Raw genomic sequence first — 18,867 nt, forward strand, 5'->3', positions numbered from 1 at the left:
CGTACCCGACACCCTCGAATTGCCTTGCGACCTGACCAAACCGTCAACTGGCGGTTTGCCAATCAACCTTGCAGACGCAAAAAAGCCGGGAAATTTCCCGGCTGACTCATCATACACCCCTTTTCATTCAGGATGCACCCCGCCTGGTGTTTTAGCTGCCAGGCGGGGCGCCGCTGCATGAAAATCAGGGCCTGAGCATTACGGCCTGCTCTTGTCCAGGAAGCGGAAGAACTCGTTCTTCGGGTCCAGGACCAGCACGTCGCTCTTGCTCGAGAAGCTCTCGCGGTACGCCTGCAGGCTACGGTAGAACGCGTAGAAATCGGCGTCCTGGGTGTAGGCTTTGGCATAGATGGCGGCCGCCTGGGCGTCGCCGTCACCGCGGGTTTCCTCTGCTTCGCGATAGGCCTCGGCCAGCAATACGCGGCGCTGACGGTCGGCATCGGCACGAATACCTTCAGCCAGCTCGTTACCCTTGGCGCGGTGCTCGCGGGCTTCACGCTCACGCTCGGTGCTCATGCGGTCGAACACGCTGCGGTTGACTTCCTTCGGCAGGTCGATGGCCTTGACGCGCACGTCGACCACCTCGATACCCAGTTCCTTGGCGGCCATGCGGTTCAGCGATGCAGTGATGTCGGCCATCAGCGCGTCACGTTCACCGGAAACCACCTCGTGCAGGGTACGTTTACCGAACTGGTCACGCAGGCCGCTTTCCAGGCGACGCGACAGACGCTCGTCGGCGATCTGCTTCATGCCGGAGGTAGCGGTGTAGAAGCGTTCGGCATCCTTGACGCGCCACTTGGCGTAGGCGTCGACCATCACCGCTTTCTTCTCCAGGGTCAGGAACCGCTGGGTCGGAGCGTCGAGAGTCATCAGGCGGGCGTCGAACTTGCGCACCTGGTTCACGTACGGAATCTTCACATGCATGCCAGGCTGGACATCCGCCTGGACCACCTTACCGAAGCGCAGCAATACCGCGCGCTCGGTCTGGGACACGATGTAGAAGCTGTTCCAGGCCACGATGGCCAGGACCACGGCGGCGATCAGGGCGATCAGCGATCGGTTGCTCATCAGCGGCTCTCCCTAGTGCGCAGCGGCTGCTGTTGCTGTTGCAGGTCCTGCGCGGCACGGGCGGCCGCATCGTTGACCGATGGCGACACGCTGGCGGTCGGCGCGGACGGGTTGCGGCTGCCTTCGACCATCTTGTCCAGCGGCAGGTAGAGCAGGTTGTTCTGCCCGTCCTTGGTTGCCACCATGACCTTGCTCGAATTGCTGTAGACCTCTTGCATGGTCTCCAGGTACAGGCGCTGACGGGTCACGTCAGGGGCCTTGCGGTACTCGGCGACCAGCTTGGTGAAGCGGTCGGCCTCACCCTTGGCGCGGGCGATGACTTCGTCGCGGTAACCGTTGGCGTCCTCGATGATGCGCTGCGCCTGACCACGGGCTTCCGGCACCACGCCATTGGCGTAGGACTCGGCCTGGTTGCGGGCACGCTGCTCGTCTTCGCGGGCGCGGATCACGTCGTCGAAGGCTTCCTGCACTTCACGCGGGGCTGCCGCGCTCTGTACGTTGACCTGGGTGACAGTGATACCGGTGCGGTAGGTGTCGAGGAAGCGCTGCAGGCGCTCGCGGATATCCACGGCCATCTGCTCACGGCCTTCGGTCAGCACCTGGTCCATCGAGGTGGAACCCACCACGTGGCGCAGGGCGCTGTCGGTCGCGTGCTGCAGGCTGACCTCAGGCTGGTCGACGTTGAGCACGAAGTCCTGCAGGTTGCTGATCTTGTACTGGACGGTCAGCGGTACCTCGACGATGTTCTCGTCTTCGGTCAGCATCTGGCCCTGTTTGGTATAGGCACGCTCGCGCGTGACGTTCTCCATGTACTTGCGGTCGATCGGCGGGAAGTAGATGTTCAGGCCGGGACCGACCGTCTCGTAGTACTTGCCGAAGCGCAGCACCACGGCCTGCTCCTGCTCATCGACCACGTACACGGCGCTGTACAGCCAGATCGCGGCCAGTACCGCCAGGCCGATGCCCAGCAGGCCCAGGCCACCGCCCTTGCCGACATTGCGGTCACCGCCGCCACGTTTCTTGCCACTGCCGAACATGCCGTTCAGGCTGTCCTGCAATTTGCGGAAGGCCTCGTCCAGGTCCGGTGGACCTTTCTTGTCACCACCGCCGCCGCCGCCATTCCGGCGACCGCCCCAGGGATCCTGATTGTTCGAGTTGCCACCCGGCTCGTTCCAAGCCATAGCGCTCTCCATCTGATAAAGCAAAGACGCGCCCACGGCGCGCCGTCCAATGCTACAGAATGCCTGTCACTGCTGCCCGGCGACCTCGACGAGCATTTATTGCAAAGTGTGTTGCTCGACAAACACTTGCGGCTCCATGCCTTCGCGACTGACCAGGCGATTCAGTTCTACCATGGGCAGTCGCACGCTCAGCAGGCTGCGCCCTTCTTCATCATGCGCTTCACTCTGCACGGCACCCAGGGCAAAGAATTGCGCGCGCAAGCGGGCAAAACGCTGCTCCAGACACAGGGTACCGACAAACAGATCATTCCCCAGCAACTCGGCAATCGCCTGGCCGACCAGCTCCAGGCCACGCCCATCGCGTGCCGATACCCAGACCCGTTCCGGCTTGCCATCGGCATTGCGCTGGATCTGCGGCTCGACATCTTCGAGCAGGTCGAGTTTGTTATACACCTCGAGGATCGGCAACCCTTCGGCACCAATCTCGCCCAACACCGCCAGCACCTGCTCGATCTGCTCCATGCGCTCCGGCTCATGGGCGTCGATCACATGCAGCAGCAAGTCGGAGTTGCTCGACTCTTCGAGCGTAGCCCGAAATGCCTCGACCAGCTTGTGCGGCAGGTGGCGAATGAAGCCCACGGTGTCGGCCAGCACGATCGGCCCCAGGTCGTTCAGCTCGAGCCGGCGCAGGGTCGGGTCGAGGGTGGCGAACAGCTGGTCCGCGGCATACACCTCGGATTCGGTCAGGGCGTTGAACAGCGTGGACTTGCCGGCGTTGGTATAACCCACCAGCGACACCGACGGGATATCCGCGCGCTTGCGCCCGCGGCGCGCCTGCTCGCGCTGGCTGCGCACCTTCTCCAGGCGTGACTTGATCTGGCGAATGCGCACCCGCAACAGGCGGCGGTCGGTTTCCAGCTGGGTTTCACCCGGGCCACGCAGGCCGATACCACCCTTCTGACGCTCAAGGTGGGTCCAGCCGCGCACCAGCCGCGTGCTCATGTGCTCGAGCTGGGCCAGTTCGACCTGCAGCTTGCCTTCATGGGTACGCGCCCTTTGGGCGAAGATATCGAGAATCAGCCCGGTACGGTCGAGCACACGACACTCGAACACACGTTCGAGGTTGCGCTCCTGACTGGGCGTGAGGGTGTGATTGAAAATCACCAGGTCTACCTGTTCGGCATGGACCAGGTCGTGCAACTCTTCGACCTTGCCACTGCCAATCAGGTATTTGGCGGAAGGCTGATGCCTTGCCACCGTGACCAGCGAGACGATGTCGGCACCGGCCGACAATGCCAGCTCCTGAAACTCCTGCGGGTCTTCGCGCGCCTCAGGGTTCTGACCTTCCAAGTGAACGAGCAACGCCCGCTCACCACCACCGTGGCGCTCAAAGAACAATGCAGGCTCCTATCAGGCGTTGCCTGGCTCGCTGTCGCCGTGCTCGGAATCGGACGGGCTTGGCAGGCGAACCGGACGGGCAGGTACCACGGTCGAGATGGCGTGTTTGTAGACCATCTGGCTGACGGTGTTTTTCAGCAGTACCACGAACTGGTCGAAGGACTCGATCGAACCCTGCAGTTTGATGCCGTTGACCAGATAGATGGATACCGGAACCTTTTCTTTTCTCAAGGTGTTCAAGTAAGGGTCTTGTAGCGAATGCCCTTTTGACATATGCCGCACTCCTGTAAGGATAAATAATAGAAAATCAAGAAAATCGATAAATTAGGCCGCCCCTTCGCAAGAATAGACGGCAATCAGCAGGGACTCAGCTCAATATGGAGATGGCCCCAAGGTATTTCAAGGTGCGGGACAGATTGTCGCAGGCCAGGCTGTCAAGCCAGTGCACTTCAGGCCAGCCACGCAACCAGGTGAACTGCCGCTTGGCCAGCTGCCTGGTGGCAATGATACCGCGCTCACGCATCTCATTCTCAGTCAGCTTGCCGTCGAGGTAGTCCCAGACCTGCCGATACCCCACTGCCCGTATAGACGGCAGCCCGGCGTGCAAGTCACTTCTGGCTCGCAGCGATCGGACCTCGTCGACGAAGCCCTGTTCCAGCATCTGTGAAAATCGTAACGCAATTCGATCATGCAAAATGTGACGATCTGTAGGAGCAATCGCCAAACTCGCGACAGTATAGGGCAAATGCCCGCCGGCGCCTGCGTCTGCGCCGCGACTTTCCGCGAATTGACGTTGACGATGTGCGGTCATGCTCTCGCCACTCACCCGATACACCTCCAGCGCCCGGATCAGCCGCTGTGGGTCGTTGGGGTGGATACGCGCCGCCGACTCGGGGTCGACCTCGGCCAACTGGCGATGCAACTCGGCCAGGCCCAGGGCTTCGGCCTGGGCCTCAAGCTCGGCACGCACTGCGGCATCGGCTGCCGGCATGTCTGCCAGGCCATCGGTCAATGCCTTGTAATAGAGCATGGTGCCGCCCACCAGTAGCGGGATCTTGCCGCGTGCGGTGATCTCGGCCATGGCCTCCAGGGCATCGGCACGGAACTGCGCAGCCGAATAGCTTTCGGCCGGGTCGCGAATGTCGATCAACCGGTGCGGGTGGGCGGCGAGGATTTCTTTCGACGGCTTGGCCGAACCGATATCCATACCGCGGTAGACCAGCGCCGAATCGACGCTGATCAGCTCGCACGGCAGTACTTTGGTCAGTTCGATGGCCAGATCGGTCTTGCCGGCCGCTGTCGGGCCCATCAGGAATATTGCAGGGGGCTTGCCGCTCATTTCATCGACCGCGCAGGAAGAGTTTGTCCAGGTCGTCCAGGCCCATCTGGGTCCAGGTGGGGCGACCATGGTTGCACTGGCCGCTGCGCTCGGTGTTCTCCATGTCACGCAGCAGGGCGTTCATCTCGGGGATCGCCAGGCGCCGGTTGGCGCGCACCGCGCCGTGGCAGGCCATGGTGCCGAGCAGCTCGTTGAGGTGCGCCTGGATACGGTCGCTGGTGCCGTATTCCATCAGGTCGGCGAGTACATCCTGCACCAGCCGGTTGGCCTCGGCCTGCTTGAGCAAAGCCGGGATCTGGCGGATGGCCAAGGTCTCGGGGCCCAGGCGCTGCAGTTCGAAACCCAGCCGCTGGAACCACTGCGCGTGCTCCTCGGCACAGTCTGCCTCACGCTGGCTCAAGGCCAGGGTCTCCGGCACCAGCAGCGGCTGCCCGCTGAGGCCTTCGCTGGCCATGGCCACTTTCAGGCGCTCGTACATGATGCGCTCGTGTGCGGCATGCATGTCTACCAGCACCAGGCCGATGGCGTTTTCAGCCAGGATGTAGATGCCCTTGAGCTGCGCCAGCGCGTAGCCCAGCGGGGGAATGTCACCCTGGCTTTCAGGCAGCGCCGTGGTCGGCGCCGCGCCTTCTTCCAGCGGCTTGTAAAACTCGCGATACACCGCCTGTGCATCGGCGGCCGGCAGCGGCTGAGAGGGGCGCGGGGTGTACTGATACTGGTAGCCCGCACCACTGCCCCCACCGGAAAACGACTGCTGCGGGGCACGCGGCTGCTCGAGCACCGGCGAGGCCAGGCGCATTTCGCCCTGGGGGCCGAACTCACCGGCCTGCTGGCCCGTGGCGCGAACCACTTCGGGCACGGCAGCTGGCGCCGCCAACTGGTCTTCCGGGCGCACATCGGCCAGGGCGCGATGCAGGGTGCCATAGAGGAAGTCGTGCACCGAGCGCCCCTCGCGGAAACGCACTTCGTGCTTGGTCGGGTGCACGTTGACGTCGACGCCGTTGGGCTCCAGTTCCAGGAACAGCACGAAGGTCGGGTGCCGGCCATTGAACAACACGTCGCGGTAGGCCTGGCGCACGGCGTGGGCGACCAGCTTGTCGCGTACCGCACGGCCGTTGACGAAGAAATACTGCAGGTCTGCCTGGCTGCGAGAGAAGGTGGGCAGGCCGACCCAGCCCCACAGGCGCAGGCCGTTGCGCTCAACGTCGATCGGCAGCGCCTGCTCCATGAAGCCCGGGCCACAGATGGCGCCCACTCGCCGTGCACGGGCAGTTTCATCGTGGGCCTCGTGCAGGCTGAGGATGCTCTTGCCGTTGTGGCGCAGGTGGAAGCCGACATCGAAGCGCGCCAGCGCCAGACGCCGGATCACTTCCTGCAGGTGATCGAATTCGGTTTTCTCGGCCTTGAGGAACTTGCGTCGGGCCGGGGTGTTGAAGAACAGGTCGCGCACTTCCACCGAAGTACCCACCGGGTGCGCCGCCGGCTGTACCCGCGGGGTCATGTCGCGGCCTTCGGTTTCCACCTGCCAGGCCTCGGTTGCGCTGGCGGTACGCGAGGTCAGGGTCAGCCGCGCCACCGAGCTGATCGAGGCCAGGGCCTCACCACGGAAGCCCAGGCTCAATACCCCTTCGAGGTCTTCCAGCTCGCGGATCTTGCTGGTGGCGTGACGGGCCAGCGCCAGCGGCAGGTCGTCGGCGGAAATGCCGCTGCCATCGTCACGCACCCGCAGCAGCTTGACTCCGCCCTGTTCCACTTCCACGTCGATACGCCGGGCGCCGGAGTCCAGGCTGTTCTCCAGCAACTCCTTGGCGACAGAGGCCGGCCGCTCGACAACCTCGCCGGCGGCAATCTGGTTGGCCAGCCGCGGGCTGAGCAGCTGGATGCGCGAACCACCACTCATTGCGAAGCCAATGTGGTAGCAGGGATATCGAGGCGCTGGCCAACCTTGAGCTCATCGGACTTGAGGTTGTTTGTGCTGCGCAGGCTGGCCGCGCTGACCTGGTAGCGCACGGCGAGCATCGCCAGGGTTTCGCCAGGGCGCACCGTGTGTTCACGCGGGCCAGCGGCGATCTTGCCGGTGTCGCGTAGCCAGGCGATGTAGGTGCCAGGCGGCGGGTTCTGCTGGAAGTACTGGCGCACACCGGTGTGGATCGAACGGGCCAGGGCCTGCTGATGGCTGGCAGTGGCCAGCTTGGCGGCTTCGTTGTTGTTCGAGATGAACCCGGTTTCAACAAGGATCGACGGGATATCAGGCGACTTCAGCACCATGAAGCCGGCCTGTTCTACCCGCTGCTTGTGCAACGAGGTAATGCGGCCCATGTTGCCCAGCACCTTCTGCCCGACATTGAGGCTGGAGCTGAGCGTGGCGGTCATCGACAGGTCGAGGAGCACGCCGGCCAGCATGCGGTCCTTGTCGTCGAGGCTGACGTTACCGGCACCACCGATCAGGTCGGAACGGTTTTCCGTGTCGGCCAGCCAGCGCGCTGTCTCGGAGGTGGCGCCGCGGTCGGACAGGGCGAACACCGAGGCGCCAAAGGCGGCGCGCGATGGCGCGGCATCGGCGTGGATCGAGATGAACAGGTCGGCGCCCTTCTTGCGGGCGATTTCCGTGCGTTTGCGCAGCGGGATGAAGTAGTCGCCGGTACGGGTCAACTCGGCCCGGAAGCCTTTTTCGCTGTTGATCTGACGCTGCAGTTCCTTGGCGATCTGCAGCACGATGTCTTTTTCATGCTGGCCACGCGAGCCGGACGCACCCGGGTCTTCACCGCCGTGGCCGGCATCGATGGCAACCACGATGTCACGCTTGCCGCTGGGCACCGGTGGCAGCTTGATGGCAGGCTGGGCCGGTGTCACCGGCACTGCCGGCGTGGTTGCAGGCGTTGGCACCGGGGCAGGGGCCGGAGTCGGCGCGCTGGCGGCGATGGCGTCAGCCTCCTGGTCGTACAGGTCGACCACCAGGCGATTGCCATACTGGGCATTGGGCGCCAGGGTAAAGCTTTTCGGGGTGACCGACTTTTTCAGGTCGACCACCACGCGCAGGTCGGTCGGGGTACGCTGGGCCGAACGCACGCTGCTGATCGGCGTATTGGAGGTAGCCACGTTCAGCGGCGCGGCCAAGGTCGCGCCATTGATGTCGATAACCAGGCGATCAGGCGCGCTCAGGGTGAAGACGCTGTGCTGCACGGGGCCAGAAAGGTCGAAGACCAGCCGCGTGTTGTCGGGCGCGCGCCACAGGCGCATGCTCTTGACTTGAGTGACGGCCAGAGCGTCAACGGTCACCGTTGTCAGCAGCAGCCCAACGATGGCGACCAGTGCGCGTATGCGCATACCTACCCCACTTACTGTTTATAGTGTTCGGCCAGTGCCACGCACCAGGCCTCGCCGCGAGCCCCCTGCGGCGAAAGGATCAGCGAGCGTCCGCCCGCTTGGGGGCTTATGGTAATGGTCAGGTCGGGCTTTGGCAAAACGCCCGCACCCTTTTGTGGCCACTCGAACAGGCACAGCGGGTCGCCCTCGAAATAGTCACGAATGCCCATGAACTCCAGCTCTTCCGGATCGACCAGGCGATACAGGTCGAAATGGAACGCCCGCACCTCACCGATTTCGTAAGGCTCGACCACCGTGAAGGTCGGGCTTTTCACTGCACCAGTATGGCCCAGGCCACGAATCAGGCCACGCGACAGCGTGGTTTTACCCGCGCCCAGGTCACCTTCCAGAAAAATCACGCCGTGACCGCCGGTCACCTCGGCCAGTTGTGCGCCGAATTTGACCGTGGCCGCTTCATCGGCCAGAAACAGGTTTATGCCAGACACGCAGAATGCTCCTCCAACAACTCACGAATGACCGGCGCCAGATCGCTGGCAGCCAGGCCTCTACCCTTTACACCCAGACGCTCGCCCGCACAGGCGTGCAGCCATACCCCCAGGCCCGCGGCATGCCAGGCATCCAGGCCTTGGGCCAGCAGCGCCGCCAGCACGCCGGTCAGCACATCACCCAGGCCAGCACCTGCCATGGCCGGGTGACCACGTTCGCACAGCAGCAGCTGCCCGGCCGGGTCGGCTACCAGCGTGCCGGCCCCCTTCAGTACGCAGACGCTGTTGTAACGGCGCGCCAGCTTGCGTGCAGCGCCCGGGCGGTCCGCCTGCACCGCCTCGGTGGAAATGCCCAGCAACCGCGCCGCCTCCCCCGGGTGCGGGGTAAGGATGCTGCCACTGGGCAGGGCCAGCGGGGTACGCGCCAGCAGGTTCAGGGCATCGGCGTCCCATACCTGCGGGCGCTCGGCATTGGCCACCGCCGACAGCAGGCTGCGGCCCCAGGCTGCCTGGCCCAGGCCGGGGCCGACCACCAGCACCGAAGCGCGCTCCAGCACGCCCATCAGCTGGTTGGCCGAACTGGCGCCCAGGCACATGACCTCGGGCAGGCGCGCCAGGCTGGCGGTCACGTGTTCGGGCCGGGTCGCCACACTGACCAGCCCCGCGCCACAGCGCAGGGCGGCTTCGGCACTGAGCAGCACGGCGCCACCGGTGCCGAGGTCGCCACCGACTACCAGTACATGGCCGAAGTCGCCTTTATGGGCATGCGCATGACGTGCCGGCAGGTGCGCAACAGTCACGCTGCTGAGTAATTGAGGGGTGTGGCTGGGGTGTTTGGTCTGCGGCATGGGGTCAAAGGCTCCAATGTCTGGCAGAATTATACTCACCTGAGCCCGTATTGCCTTGCCCATCCATGTCCGCCTCAACTCCTGACCTCGCCCAACTGGCCCAATCGATCAAGATTTGGGGCCAGGAACTCGGTTTTGCCCATGTCGGCATCGCCGGGGTCGACCTTGGCGAACACGAACACCACTTGCAGCGCTGGCTCGACGCCGGCTATCAGGGCGAGATGGATTACCTGGGCGCCCACGGCAGCAAACGCGCGCACCCGGAGCAACTGATCCCCGGCACAGTGCGCGTGGTATCGCTGCGCATGGACTACCTGCCCGGCGACACGCAAATGGCGCAGCGCCTGGCACAGCCGGAAAAGGCCTACGTGTCGCGCTACGCCCTGGGCCGCGACTACCACAAACTGGTGCGCAAGCGCGTGCAGTTCCTGGCCGATCGCATTCAGGAAGCCATCGGCCCGTTCGGCTACCGCGCCTTTGTCGACAGTGCTCCAGTGCTGGAAAAGGCCCTGGCCGAGCAGGCCGGGCTGGGCTGGATCGGCAAGAACACCCTGCTGCTCAACCGCAAGGCGGGCAGCTATTTCTTCCTCGCCGAGCTGTTCGTCGACCTGCCGCTGCCGGTGGACGACGCCACCACCAGCGAACATTGCGGGCGTTGCCAGGCCTGCCTGGACATCTGCCCGACCCAGGCTTTCGTCGGGCCCTATGTGCTGGATGCACGGCGCTGCATCTCGTACCTGACCATCGAACTGCGCGGGCCGATTCCCGTCGAGTTGCGCGCGAAGATGGGCAACCGGGTGTTCGGTTGCGATGACTGCCAGATCGTCTGCCCCTGGAACCGCTTTGCCAGGCACAGCCAGGAACAGGACTTCCAGCCACGGCACGGGCTGGAGAATGCCGAGCTGGCGGAGATGTTCCTGTGGGATGAAAGGACCTTCTTGCGCAAGACCGAAGGTGGACCGTTGCGCCGGGCCGGCTATGAGCGCTGGTTGCGCAACCTGGCAGTGGGACTTGGCAATGCGCCATCGACAATCCCGGTGATCGAAGCGTTGAAGGCGCGGCGCGAGGATGCCTCGGAACTGGTGAGGGAGCATGTGGAGTGGGCGCTGGCGCAGCACGGCGTTCAATAGCGCCCCGGCCCAAGAGCTTGCGCCACCCTTGTGGGAGCGGGCGTGCCCGCGAATCAGGCAACGTGGTGGATGGCACCGGCTCTGCCGGTGTTCGCGGGCACGCCCGCTCCCGCAGGGGGCCAGGTTGCGCCCGCGACGGCGTCACTGCTGGTCGTTGTAGTGGAACTTGGGCATTTCCCAATGGAACCGAATCGCCAGTAACCGCAGCAGGAACCCGCCAAACAAGGTCAGTAACATCGCCTGCTCTGCCGGCACCTTGAAGTACACACAGCCCAGGTAGAACCACGCCGCCGCAAACGACACACTGGCGTACAGCTCGCGGCGGAACACCAAGGGAATATCGTTACAAAAGATGTCCCGCAAGATCCCGCCAAATACCCCGGTGATCACCCCGCTGATCGAGGCTACCAGCATGCCCTGTCCCATCTCCAGTGCAGTCATGCAGCCAATCAGGGTAAAGGCCACCAGCCCCAGGGCATCGAGCACCAGGAACAGCGAGCGCAAGCGGCGCATCATCGGCGCGATGAAGATGGTCAGCAGTGCCGCACAGCTGGTCAGCACCAGGTACTCCGGGTGCTTCACCCAGGTCAGAGGGTAATGTCCGAGCAGCACATCGCGCACCGAGCCGCCACCCAGGGCGGTGACGCAAGCAATCAGCACCACGCCGAACCAGTCCATGCCACGGCGGCCGGCAGATAACGCACCGGTCATGGCTTCGGCGGTGATGGCAATGAGGTAGAGCATCAACAACATGGTGCTGGGTCCGTTCGGGCGTGCGAGAAAGGCGCGCAGTCTAACCAGTTGCCCATGGCACCAAAAGGGGGCGCAGATACAATATCTGCGCCCTTTCGGCTCACACCTTGATGAAGTGCTCGCGATAGTGGCGCAGTTCGGCGATCGATTCGCGGATGTCGTCCAGTGCCAGGTGGGTGTTGCCCTTCTTGAAGCTGTCACGCACGTCAGGCGCCCAGCGTGCGGCCAGCTCCTTCAGGGTCGAGACATCCAGGTTGCGGTAGTGGAAGTAGTTTTCCAGGTTGCGCATGTGGCGGTAGAGGAAGCGGCGGTCCTGGCAGATGCTGTTGCCGCAGATAGGCGATTTGCCTTTCGGCACCCACTGCTCGAGAAACGCAATGGTCTGCGCCTCGGCTTCGGCCATGTCGACCTTGCTCTCGCGTACGCGCTGGGTCAGGCCAGAGGCACCATGGGTGCGGGTGTTCCACTCGTCCATGCGCGCCAGCACTTCGTCACTGTGATGGATGGCGATCACCGGCCCTTCGGCCAGGGTGTTCAGCTCGCTGTCGGTGACGATGGTGGCCATCTCGATAATGACGTCGCTGTCCGGATCCAGGCCAGTCATTTCCAGGTCGATCCAGATCAGGTTCTGTGGGTTTTGCATGCGGGGGCTCCTCGTATAGGCCGTCATAGTAGCGTAGTGGCCAAGGCGCGCCCATTCACGGCACGCAGGTAGGCGAAATGGTCCGGCGCCTGGCGTGCTAAACTGCCTGCCGTTTTCAACCCGCCCCTTGCACGGAACCTTCATGGCCAAACGCCAGCTCAATCGCCGCCAGAACTGGCGCATCGAAAAAATCCAGAACGAGCGCGCCGCGCGTGCGGCCAAACGCGAACAGCACGTACTGCAGGAACTGGAGGGCGGCGACCTGGGGCCGGAGCAGCTGGGCCTGGTGATTGCGCACTTCGGTGTGCAGGTAGAAGTGGAAGCCCAGGACGGCGAGGCCGCGGGCCAGGTATTCCGCTGCCACTTGCGCGCCAACCTGCCGGCGCTGGTTACCGGCGACCGCGTGGTCTGGCGGGCGGGCAACCAGGGCATTGGCGTGATCGTCGCGCAGATGCCGCGCAGCACCGAGCTGTGCCGGCCGAACAACCACGGCCAGCTGAAGCCGGTGGCAGCCAACGTCGACCTGATCGTGATCGTCTTCGCCCCCGCGCCCGAACCGCACCCCAACCTGATCGACCGTTACCTGGTGGCCGCAGAGCACGCCGGCATTCGCCCCCTGTTGCTGCTGAACAAGGCCGACCTGATCAACGACGAGAACGGCCCGGGCCTGCATGCGCTGCTGGAGGTCTATCGCGAGCTGGACTACCCGCTGCTGGAGGTTTCGGCGCACCACGGTGACGGCATGCAACGCCTGCAGCAGATGCTCGACGGCCACATCAGCGTGTTCGTCGGCCAGTCGGGGGTGGGCAAGTCGTCGCTGGTCAACAGCCTGCTGCCGGACGCCGGCACCCGTGTCGGCGACCTTTCGGAATGGTCTGGCCAGGGTACCCACACCACCACCACCGCGCGGCTGTACCACTTCCCCAATGGTGGCGACCTGATCGACTCGCCGGGCATCCGCGAGTTCGGCCTGGGTCACGTCAGCCGCAGTGATGTGGAGGATGGCTTCATCGAGTTCCGCGACCTGTTCGGCACCTGCCGCTTCCGCGACTGCAAGCATGATCGCGAACCTGGCTGTGCACTGCTCAAGGCGCTGGACGAGGGTCGCATCAAGCCGCAACGGATGAACAGCTACCGCTCGATCATCGCAAGTTTGCCGGAAGACGCTTACTGACCTGCCCGCTCCCGCAGGTACTGCACAAGGCTCAAGGGCCACGCCAATCCTGTGGGAGCGGGCGTGCCCGCGAAGCAGGCAGCACGGTGGTTGGCACGGGCTTCGCCCGTGTTCGCGGGCAAGCCCGCCCCCACAGGTTCCGCGCTTGCTTCAGCTACAGCGCGATCCTGTAGGGTTTACTGTTCCTTGGCCTCATCCATCTTCAACGCCCCCTCTTCGAAGATGTTCAGCTTCTGGCGCAGTTCACGCGGTTGCATGGGTGCCTGCTCGGTCCCCGCTGGCGCAGCCGGTGCCGCAGCGGCCGGAGGTGCAGGCTCGGCAGGCGGTGCCTCCGGCGTACCCTGCTCACCCTCGATGTTGCGCTGGGCCTTCTTGGTCAGCACGATGATATCGATGCGCCGGTTGACCGGGTTGAACGGGTTCTTGCGGTCGAACAGCGACGACGAGGCATAACCCACCACCCGTGCCACCTGGCCGTCCGGGTAGCCACCGGCCACCAGCGCACGGCGCGCGGCGTTGGCGCGGTTGGCCGACAGCTCCCAGTTGCCGAACTCGCCACTGCCGGCATACGGCTTGGCGTCGGTGTGGCCACTGATGCTGATCTTGTTCGGCACGGCCTTGATGGTGTCGGCCATGGCCAGCAGGATGTCCTCGAAGTACGGCTGCAGGCGCGCACTGCCAATGTCGAACATCGGCCGGTTCTCGGCATCCATGATCTGGATGCGCAGGCCGTCCTGGGTGATCTCGAACAGGATCTGGTCCTTGAACTTCTGCAGCTGCGGGTTCTCTTCCACCTTGTTCTGCAGTTCCTGCAGCAGCAACTCCAGGCGCTCGCGCTCGACCTGCTCGGCCATTGTCTCCACCTGGTCCTTGTCCAGCTGGATGCTGGTATCAGGCGTCGGCTCGGACTTGGCTTCGGGGTTGATGGTCTTTTCCGGCGCCAGCTGGGGCGAGCCGCCCAGGTCGATGACGTAGGGCGTGCCGCTTTCCGAAAAGCCTATCGGGTCTTTGAAATAGCCGGCAATGGCGATCTTCTGCTCCGGCGTGGCCGTGGACAAAAGCCACAGCACCAGGAAGAACGCCATCATCGCCGTGGCGAAGTCGGCGAAGGCGATTTTCCAGGCGCCGCCGTGGTGGCCGCCGCCAAAGCGCTTTACGCGCTTGACGATGATGGGCTGATTGTTCTCCATGACTCAGCGACCGCGAACCGCTTGTTCCAGCTCGGCGAAGCTTGGACGGTGCTTGGGGTACAGCACCTTGCGCCCGGAACTCGACCGCCAGCGAAGGCGGCATGCCCGAGGCCGAAGCCACCAGCGAAGCCTTGATCGATTCGTAGAGGTTCAGCTCTTCCTTGGCATCGTGCTCCAGGCACTTGGCCAACGGGCCGAAGAAGCCGTAGGCCGCCAGAATACCGAAGAAGGTACCCACCAGTGCCGCACCCACATGGAGGCCGATGGAAGCCTGGTCACCATCGCCGAGCGAGGCCATGGTCACCACGATACCCAGTACCGCCGCAACGATACCGAAGCCGGGCATGCCGTCGGCGATGCCGGTCACCGCATGGGAGGGATGCTCCAGCTCTTCCTTCATGCTCAGCAGTTCCATGTCGAACAGGCCCTCGAGCTCGTGCGGGGCCATGTTGCCGGTGGACATGATGCGCAGGTAGTCGCAGACGAACGCGGTCATGCGCTCATCGGCCAGCACCGTCGGGTACTTGGCGAAGATCGGGCTGGCGGCGGCATCCTCGATGTCGGCCTCGATGGCCATCATGCCTTCACGACGGCTTTTGTTGAGGATCTCGTACACCAGGCCCAGCACTTCCAGGTAGAACGCGTGAGTGAAGCGCGAGCCGAACATCTTCATCGACTTCTTGATGACGTGCATGGTCATGTGGCCAGGGTTGGCCTGCAGGAATGCACCAAAGGCCGCACCGCCAATGATCAGTACTTCGAACGGCTGGATCAGCGCTGCGATCTTGCCGTGGGAGAGCACGTATCCGCCGAGCACGCTCGCGAATACGACGATGATGCCGATAATTTTAGCCATAGGTTCAAAGCACTTGCTGTCGTGGTCAGGGGAAGAGGCGGGAGCTTTAAAACTCTTCTTCTACTTATCGGCAGAACTGCGCCAGACTATAGCCACTCATTGCGAAAAGCCAGTTCGGACTGATGTCAAAATGCCAATTGAAACCAAGGTGCCCGCTCAGGCTCCACGTACGCTAGATGCCTGGGTAAAGCTGCTCGAGAGCGTTCGCATCCCCGTGCCGAAGCACAGCTACGACCGGGTCATGGCCGCCATCCACGATAGCCGCCGCTCGCTGCGCGATATCGCCGAACTGATGCAGGATAGCCCGGCGCTGGTGCTGTCGGTGATGCGCGAAGCCAATCACCCCACCAATGCCAGCCTGGCCGAGCCTGCCGAAAGCCTGGAAGTCGCCCTCAACCGCCTGGGCCTGGAGCGCAGCGAACAGCTGCTCAAACGCCTGCCAGCGGTGCCCGTCGAAGAGATCCCGCCGGTACTTTGCCAGTTCCAGCTGATCAGCCAGCACGCCTCGCAGCAAGCCAGCGGCCTGTTCGCCAGCCGCCTGGCACGGCTGTGGCAGGAGATCCACTGGGGCAGCCTGCTGTTCCTGTCACCGCTCTGGCCGCTGGCGCTGGCCTACCCCAAGTTGCTCGATACCTGGGAGCTGCGGGTTATCCACAAGGGCGAAGACGCCGCCCATGTCGAGGAAGAACTGTTTGGCGTGCGCATCCTGGAACTGTGCCAGACCATGGCAGAGTACTGGCGCCTGCCACAATGGGTGACCCAGGGTTACCGCCTGTTGCTGGAAGAACGCGAACAACTGGCGCAGGTGCTGAATATCGCCCGCGACCAGGACCTGCTCAGCCAGCAACACCGCCTGGACGCCGAACCTGGTCTGCGTCGCTGGTTCAACCAGCCGGCCAACACCGTGCTGCTGGCCAACAACCTGGCCCTGGCGGCACAGGTGGGCTGGGACAACCCCCACCTGCTGCGCTGGCAGTTGCTGACCGCACTGTACCTGCAGACCTCGCTGGAAGACGTGCAGCAACAGGTGCACCAGCAAGCTGCCGCCAGCGCCCGCCGCCATGCCCAGCATGCCCTGTTCCATCCGGCCGAAGCGCTGATCTGGCCCTGGCATCAGCGTCGCCCGCACCCGGACATGCTGGCGCCGCCACCGCCCACCAGCGACGAACTGGCGCGCTGGCGCAAGCTGTGCCAGGACCTTCTGGCCCAGCCCAGCCCGTTCACCAACAGCGTGCACCTGGCCACGCAGGTTATCGAAGCCCTGCTGGCCTCTGGCATGCAGCGCATCCTGCTGCTGAGCCTGGACAAGGCCAACGACCAGCTGCGCGTGCAGCAGATGGCCGGCCTGCCAAAGGAAGCCGGCGCGCTGGTGCTGCCGGTGACGCAGAACAAACTGCTGCAGAAGCTGCTGGGCCAGGCCGGGCAATTGCGCATCACCCCGGAAAACCACAGCCAGTTCTCGGCCCTGCTGCCGGCCCCGCTGCGTGCCTTGTTCCACAGCGAGCACGTACTGCTGCGCTCGCTGGCGGTGAACGGGCAGGTGCTGATGCTGATGATGGCTGACCAAGGCGGCCGGCCGCTGGCCGATGTCAGCGTGCAAGCCTTCGGCAAGACCGCGCAGTGCACCGAACGGGCGCTGTCGGTGTTTGCCAACCGCAAGGCCTGAGCCTTGCGCTACAATCGCCCCTCTTTCCACATTGGAGACCGTGGATGACTGACTTTTCCGGCTTGCCCCTGGTGATCGAAGCCGCGGACCTGCTGCAACGCCTGGATTCGCCACAGCTGATCCTGGTCGACCTGAGCAGCGCCAACCGCTATGTCAGCGGGCATATCCCCGGGGCACGCTTCGTCGAAGGCAAGCGTACCCAGCTTGGCCAGCCACCCGCGCCCGGCCTGCTGCCGGCCCTTGGCGAGCTGGAAAAACTGTTCAGCGAACTCGGCCACCGCGACGATGCCGTGTATGTGGTGTATGACGATGAAGGCGGCGGCTGGGCCGGGCGCTTCATCTGGCTGCTCGACGTGATCGGCCACCAGCGCTACCACTACCTCAACGGCGGCATCCAGGCCTGGCCGGCCGACAAGCTCTCCACCGAAGTGCCAGCCAATGGCAATACGCCGGTGCACCTGCGCATCGACAGCGCCCCTACCGCCACCCGCGAGTACCTGCAAAGCCGCCTGGGCGCCGACGACCTGGTCATCTGGGACGCCCGTGGCCCGCAGGAATTCAGCGGAGAAAAAGTACTGGCAGCCAAGGGCGGCCACATCCCCGGCGCGATCAACTTCGAGTGGACCGCCGGCATGGACCTCAACGACCACCTGCGCATCCGCCAGGACATCGCCGACGTCCTGCAGAAGCTGGGTATCACCCCCGACAAGGAAGTGATCACCCACTGCCAGACCCACCGCCGCTCCGGTTTCACCTACCTGGTGGCCAAGGCCCTTGGCTACCCGCGCGTCAAGGCCTACGCCGGCTCGTGGAGCGAATGGGGCAACCACCCGGACACGCCTGTAGAAGTTTGAGGAACCTGCATGAAATCCCGTTTGTTCATCATCAGCCAGTACCTGCTGCCGCACCACCTGCTGTCGCGGCTGGCCGGTTGCATCGCCGAGTGCCGCGTGCGCTGGTTCAAGAATGCCTTCACCGCATGGTTCGCCAAGCGTTACCAGGTCAACATGAGCGAAGCGCTGGTCGAGGACCTGAGCGCCTACGAGCACTTCAATGCATTCTTCACCCGAGCCCTGAAGCCGGGTGCCCGCCCGCTGGACGAGACCCCCGGCGCCATCCTGTGCCCGGCCGACGGTGCCGTCAGCCAGCTTGGCCCGATCGAGCACGGCCGCATCTTCCAGGCCAAGGGCCACGGTTTCAGCGCGCAGGAGCTGCTGGGCGGTGACCCGGCCATGGCCGCGCCATTCATGGGCGGCGAGTTCGCCACCATCTACCTGTCGCCCAAGGACTACCACCGCGTGCACATGCCGCTGGCCGGTACCCTGCGTGAAATGGTCTACGTTCCGGGCCGCCTGTTCTCGGTCAACCAGACCACCGCAGAGAACGTCCCCGAGCTGTTCGCCCGCAACGAGCGCGTGGTCTGCCTGTTCGATACCGAGCGCGGGCCGATGGCCGTGGTGCTGGTTGGCGCAATGATCGTCGCTTCGATCGAAACCGTGTGGGCCGGGCTGGTGACGCCACCCAAGCGTGAACTGAAGACCTTCCGCTACGACGAAGCCAGCCGCGCACCAATCCACCTGGAGAAAGGTGCCGAACTGGGCCGCTTCAAGCTGGGGTCGACTGCTATCGTGCTGTTCGGGCCGGAGCAGGTGAAGTGGGCCGAAACGCTGGGTGCCGGCTCTGCTGTGCGCATGGGGCAGCAGTTGGCGGTGCCTGTGCAGGCTTGAGTGCCTGATAGAACCTGGGGCCGCTTTGCGGCCCTTTCGCGACACAAGGCCGCTCCTACAGGAAATATGCGATTACCTGTAG

General features: G+C 64.1%; 17 protein-coding genes and 1 pseudogene. 5 read left to right on the forward strand and 13 right to left on the reverse strand.

Annotated features, from left to right (window positions below; all coding sequences use genetic code 11):
- Positions 1 to 198: 198 nt before the first annotated feature.
- The 9 genes from hflC to QIY50_08060 all read right to left on the reverse strand — a co-directional run bounded on the left by hflC (position 199) and on the right by QIY50_08060 (position 9,646).
- The gene (hflC, locus tag QIY50_08020; protein WGV22123.1) at positions 199 to 1,068 is read right to left on the reverse strand and encodes a protease modulator HflC; all 870 of its coding nucleotides are present in this window, start codon (positions 1,066 to 1,068) and stop codon (positions 199 to 201) included.
- Complete coding sequence (gene hflK / locus QIY50_08025) at positions 1,068 to 2,249, reverse strand: FtsH protease activity modulator HflK (protein WGV22124.1); 1,182 nt, start codon at positions 2,247 to 2,249, stop codon at positions 1,068 to 1,070. The genes hflC and hflK overlap by 1 nt, the downstream gene beginning before the upstream one ends.
- A gap of 96 nt (positions 2,250 to 2,345) precedes the next feature.
- On the reverse strand, positions 2,346 to 3,647 hold the full coding sequence (gene hflX / locus QIY50_08030) for a GTPase HflX (GenBank protein WGV22125.1): 1,302 nt from the start codon (positions 3,645 to 3,647) through the stop codon (positions 2,346 to 2,348).
- A 12-nt stretch (positions 3,648 to 3,659) separates the two neighbouring features.
- Positions 3,660 to 3,920, reverse strand: a complete 261-nt coding sequence (gene hfq, locus QIY50_08035; protein ID WGV22126.1) for an RNA chaperone Hfq — start codon at positions 3,918 to 3,920, stop codon at positions 3,660 to 3,662.
- A 94-nt stretch (positions 3,921 to 4,014) separates the two neighbouring features.
- Positions 4,015 to 4,986, reverse strand: a complete 972-nt coding sequence (miaA, locus tag QIY50_08040; protein ID WGV22127.1) for a tRNA (adenosine(37)-N6)-dimethylallyltransferase MiaA — start codon at positions 4,984 to 4,986, stop codon at positions 4,015 to 4,017.
- A 1-nt stretch (position 4,987) separates the two neighbouring features.
- A complete protein-coding gene (gene mutL / locus QIY50_08045) occupies positions 4,988 to 6,886 on the reverse strand; it encodes a DNA mismatch repair endonuclease MutL (GenBank protein ID WGV22128.1) in 1,899 nt (632 codons plus the stop codon).
- The gene (locus QIY50_08050) at positions 6,883 to 8,313 is read right to left on the reverse strand and encodes an N-acetylmuramoyl-L-alanine amidase (GenBank protein WGV22129.1); all 1,431 of its coding nucleotides are present in this window, start codon (positions 8,311 to 8,313) and stop codon (positions 6,883 to 6,885) included. Before QIY50_08050 ends, mutL begins: the two co-directional genes overlap by 4 nt.
- 11 nt (positions 8,314 to 8,324) lie before the next feature.
- Complete coding sequence (gene tsaE, locus QIY50_08055) at positions 8,325 to 8,798, reverse strand: tRNA (adenosine(37)-N6)-threonylcarbamoyltransferase complex ATPase subunit type 1 TsaE (protein WGV22130.1); 474 nt, start codon at positions 8,796 to 8,798, stop codon at positions 8,325 to 8,327.
- The gene (locus tag QIY50_08060) at positions 8,786 to 9,646 is read right to left on the reverse strand and encodes an NAD(P)H-hydrate dehydratase (GenBank protein WGV22131.1); all 861 of its coding nucleotides are present in this window, start codon (positions 9,644 to 9,646) and stop codon (positions 8,786 to 8,788) included. The genes tsaE and QIY50_08060 overlap by 13 nt, the downstream gene beginning before the upstream one ends.
- 65 nt (positions 9,647 to 9,711) lie before the next feature.
- On the opposite strand from QIY50_08060, the gene queG reads away from it, so the two are divergent.
- Positions 9,712 to 10,776, forward strand: coding sequence for a tRNA epoxyqueuosine(34) reductase QueG (gene queG / locus QIY50_08065; GenBank protein WGV22132.1), 1,065 nt, complete (start codon positions 9,712 to 9,714; stop codon positions 10,774 to 10,776).
- Positions 10,777 to 10,917: 141 nt separating this feature from the next.
- On the opposite strand, the gene QIY50_08070 is transcribed toward queG, so the two are convergent.
- Together QIY50_08070 and orn are read right to left on the reverse strand one after the other, a co-directional pair.
- On the reverse strand, positions 10,918 to 11,529 hold the full coding sequence (locus QIY50_08070) for a trimeric intracellular cation channel family protein (GenBank protein WGV22133.1): 612 nt from the start codon (positions 11,527 to 11,529) through the stop codon (positions 10,918 to 10,920).
- A gap of 100 nt (positions 11,530 to 11,629) precedes the next feature.
- A complete protein-coding gene (gene orn / locus QIY50_08075; GenBank protein ID WGV22134.1) occupies positions 11,630 to 12,172 on the reverse strand; it encodes an oligoribonuclease in 543 nt (180 codons plus the stop codon).
- A 142-nt stretch (positions 12,173 to 12,314) separates the two neighbouring features.
- Here orn and rsgA point away from each other — a divergent pair, with 142 nt between their 5' ends.
- Positions 12,315 to 13,346: a small ribosomal subunit biogenesis GTPase RsgA gene (gene rsgA, locus QIY50_08080; protein ID WGV22135.1), complete on the forward strand. Its 1,032-nt coding sequence runs from the start codon at positions 12,315 to 12,317 to the stop codon at positions 13,344 to 13,346.
- 176 nt (positions 13,347 to 13,522) lie between these two features.
- Here the strand turns inward: rsgA and motB are convergent, their stop codons facing one another.
- Both motB and motA read right to left on the reverse strand, forming a co-directional pair.
- Entirely contained in the window at positions 13,523 to 14,536 is a 1,014-nt protein-coding gene (gene motB / locus QIY50_08085; protein ID WGV22136.1) for a flagellar motor protein MotB, read from the reverse strand.
- Positions 14,537 to 14,539: 3 nt separating this feature from the next.
- A pseudogene (gene motA, locus QIY50_08090) lies at positions 14,540 to 15,392 on the reverse strand (flagellar motor stator protein MotA).
- 130 nt (positions 15,393 to 15,522) lie between these two features.
- Between motA and QIY50_08095 the strand changes: the two are divergent.
- From QIY50_08095 to asd, 3 genes are read left to right on the forward strand one after another with little or no spacing between them, the layout of a single operon-like run.
- Positions 15,523 to 17,058, forward strand: coding sequence for an HDOD domain-containing protein (locus QIY50_08095; protein WGV22137.1), 1,536 nt, complete (start codon positions 15,523 to 15,525; stop codon positions 17,056 to 17,058).
- A gap of 44 nt (positions 17,059 to 17,102) precedes the next feature.
- Positions 17,103 to 17,912 (forward strand): rhodanese-like domain-containing protein, encoded by an 810-nt coding sequence (locus QIY50_08100; protein ID WGV22138.1) that lies wholly within the window; start codon positions 17,103 to 17,105, stop codon positions 17,910 to 17,912.
- 9 nt (positions 17,913 to 17,921) lie between these two features.
- On the forward strand, positions 17,922 to 18,785 hold the full coding sequence (gene asd, locus QIY50_08105) for an archaetidylserine decarboxylase (GenBank protein ID WGV22139.1): 864 nt from the start codon (positions 17,922 to 17,924) through the stop codon (positions 18,783 to 18,785).
- The last annotated feature ends 82 nt before the right edge of the window (positions 18,786 to 18,867 follow it).

It is taken from the genome of Pseudomonas putida (assembly GCA_029953615.1).
Classification (GTDB): Bacteria; Pseudomonadota; Gammaproteobacteria; order Pseudomonadales; family Pseudomonadaceae; genus Aquipseudomonas.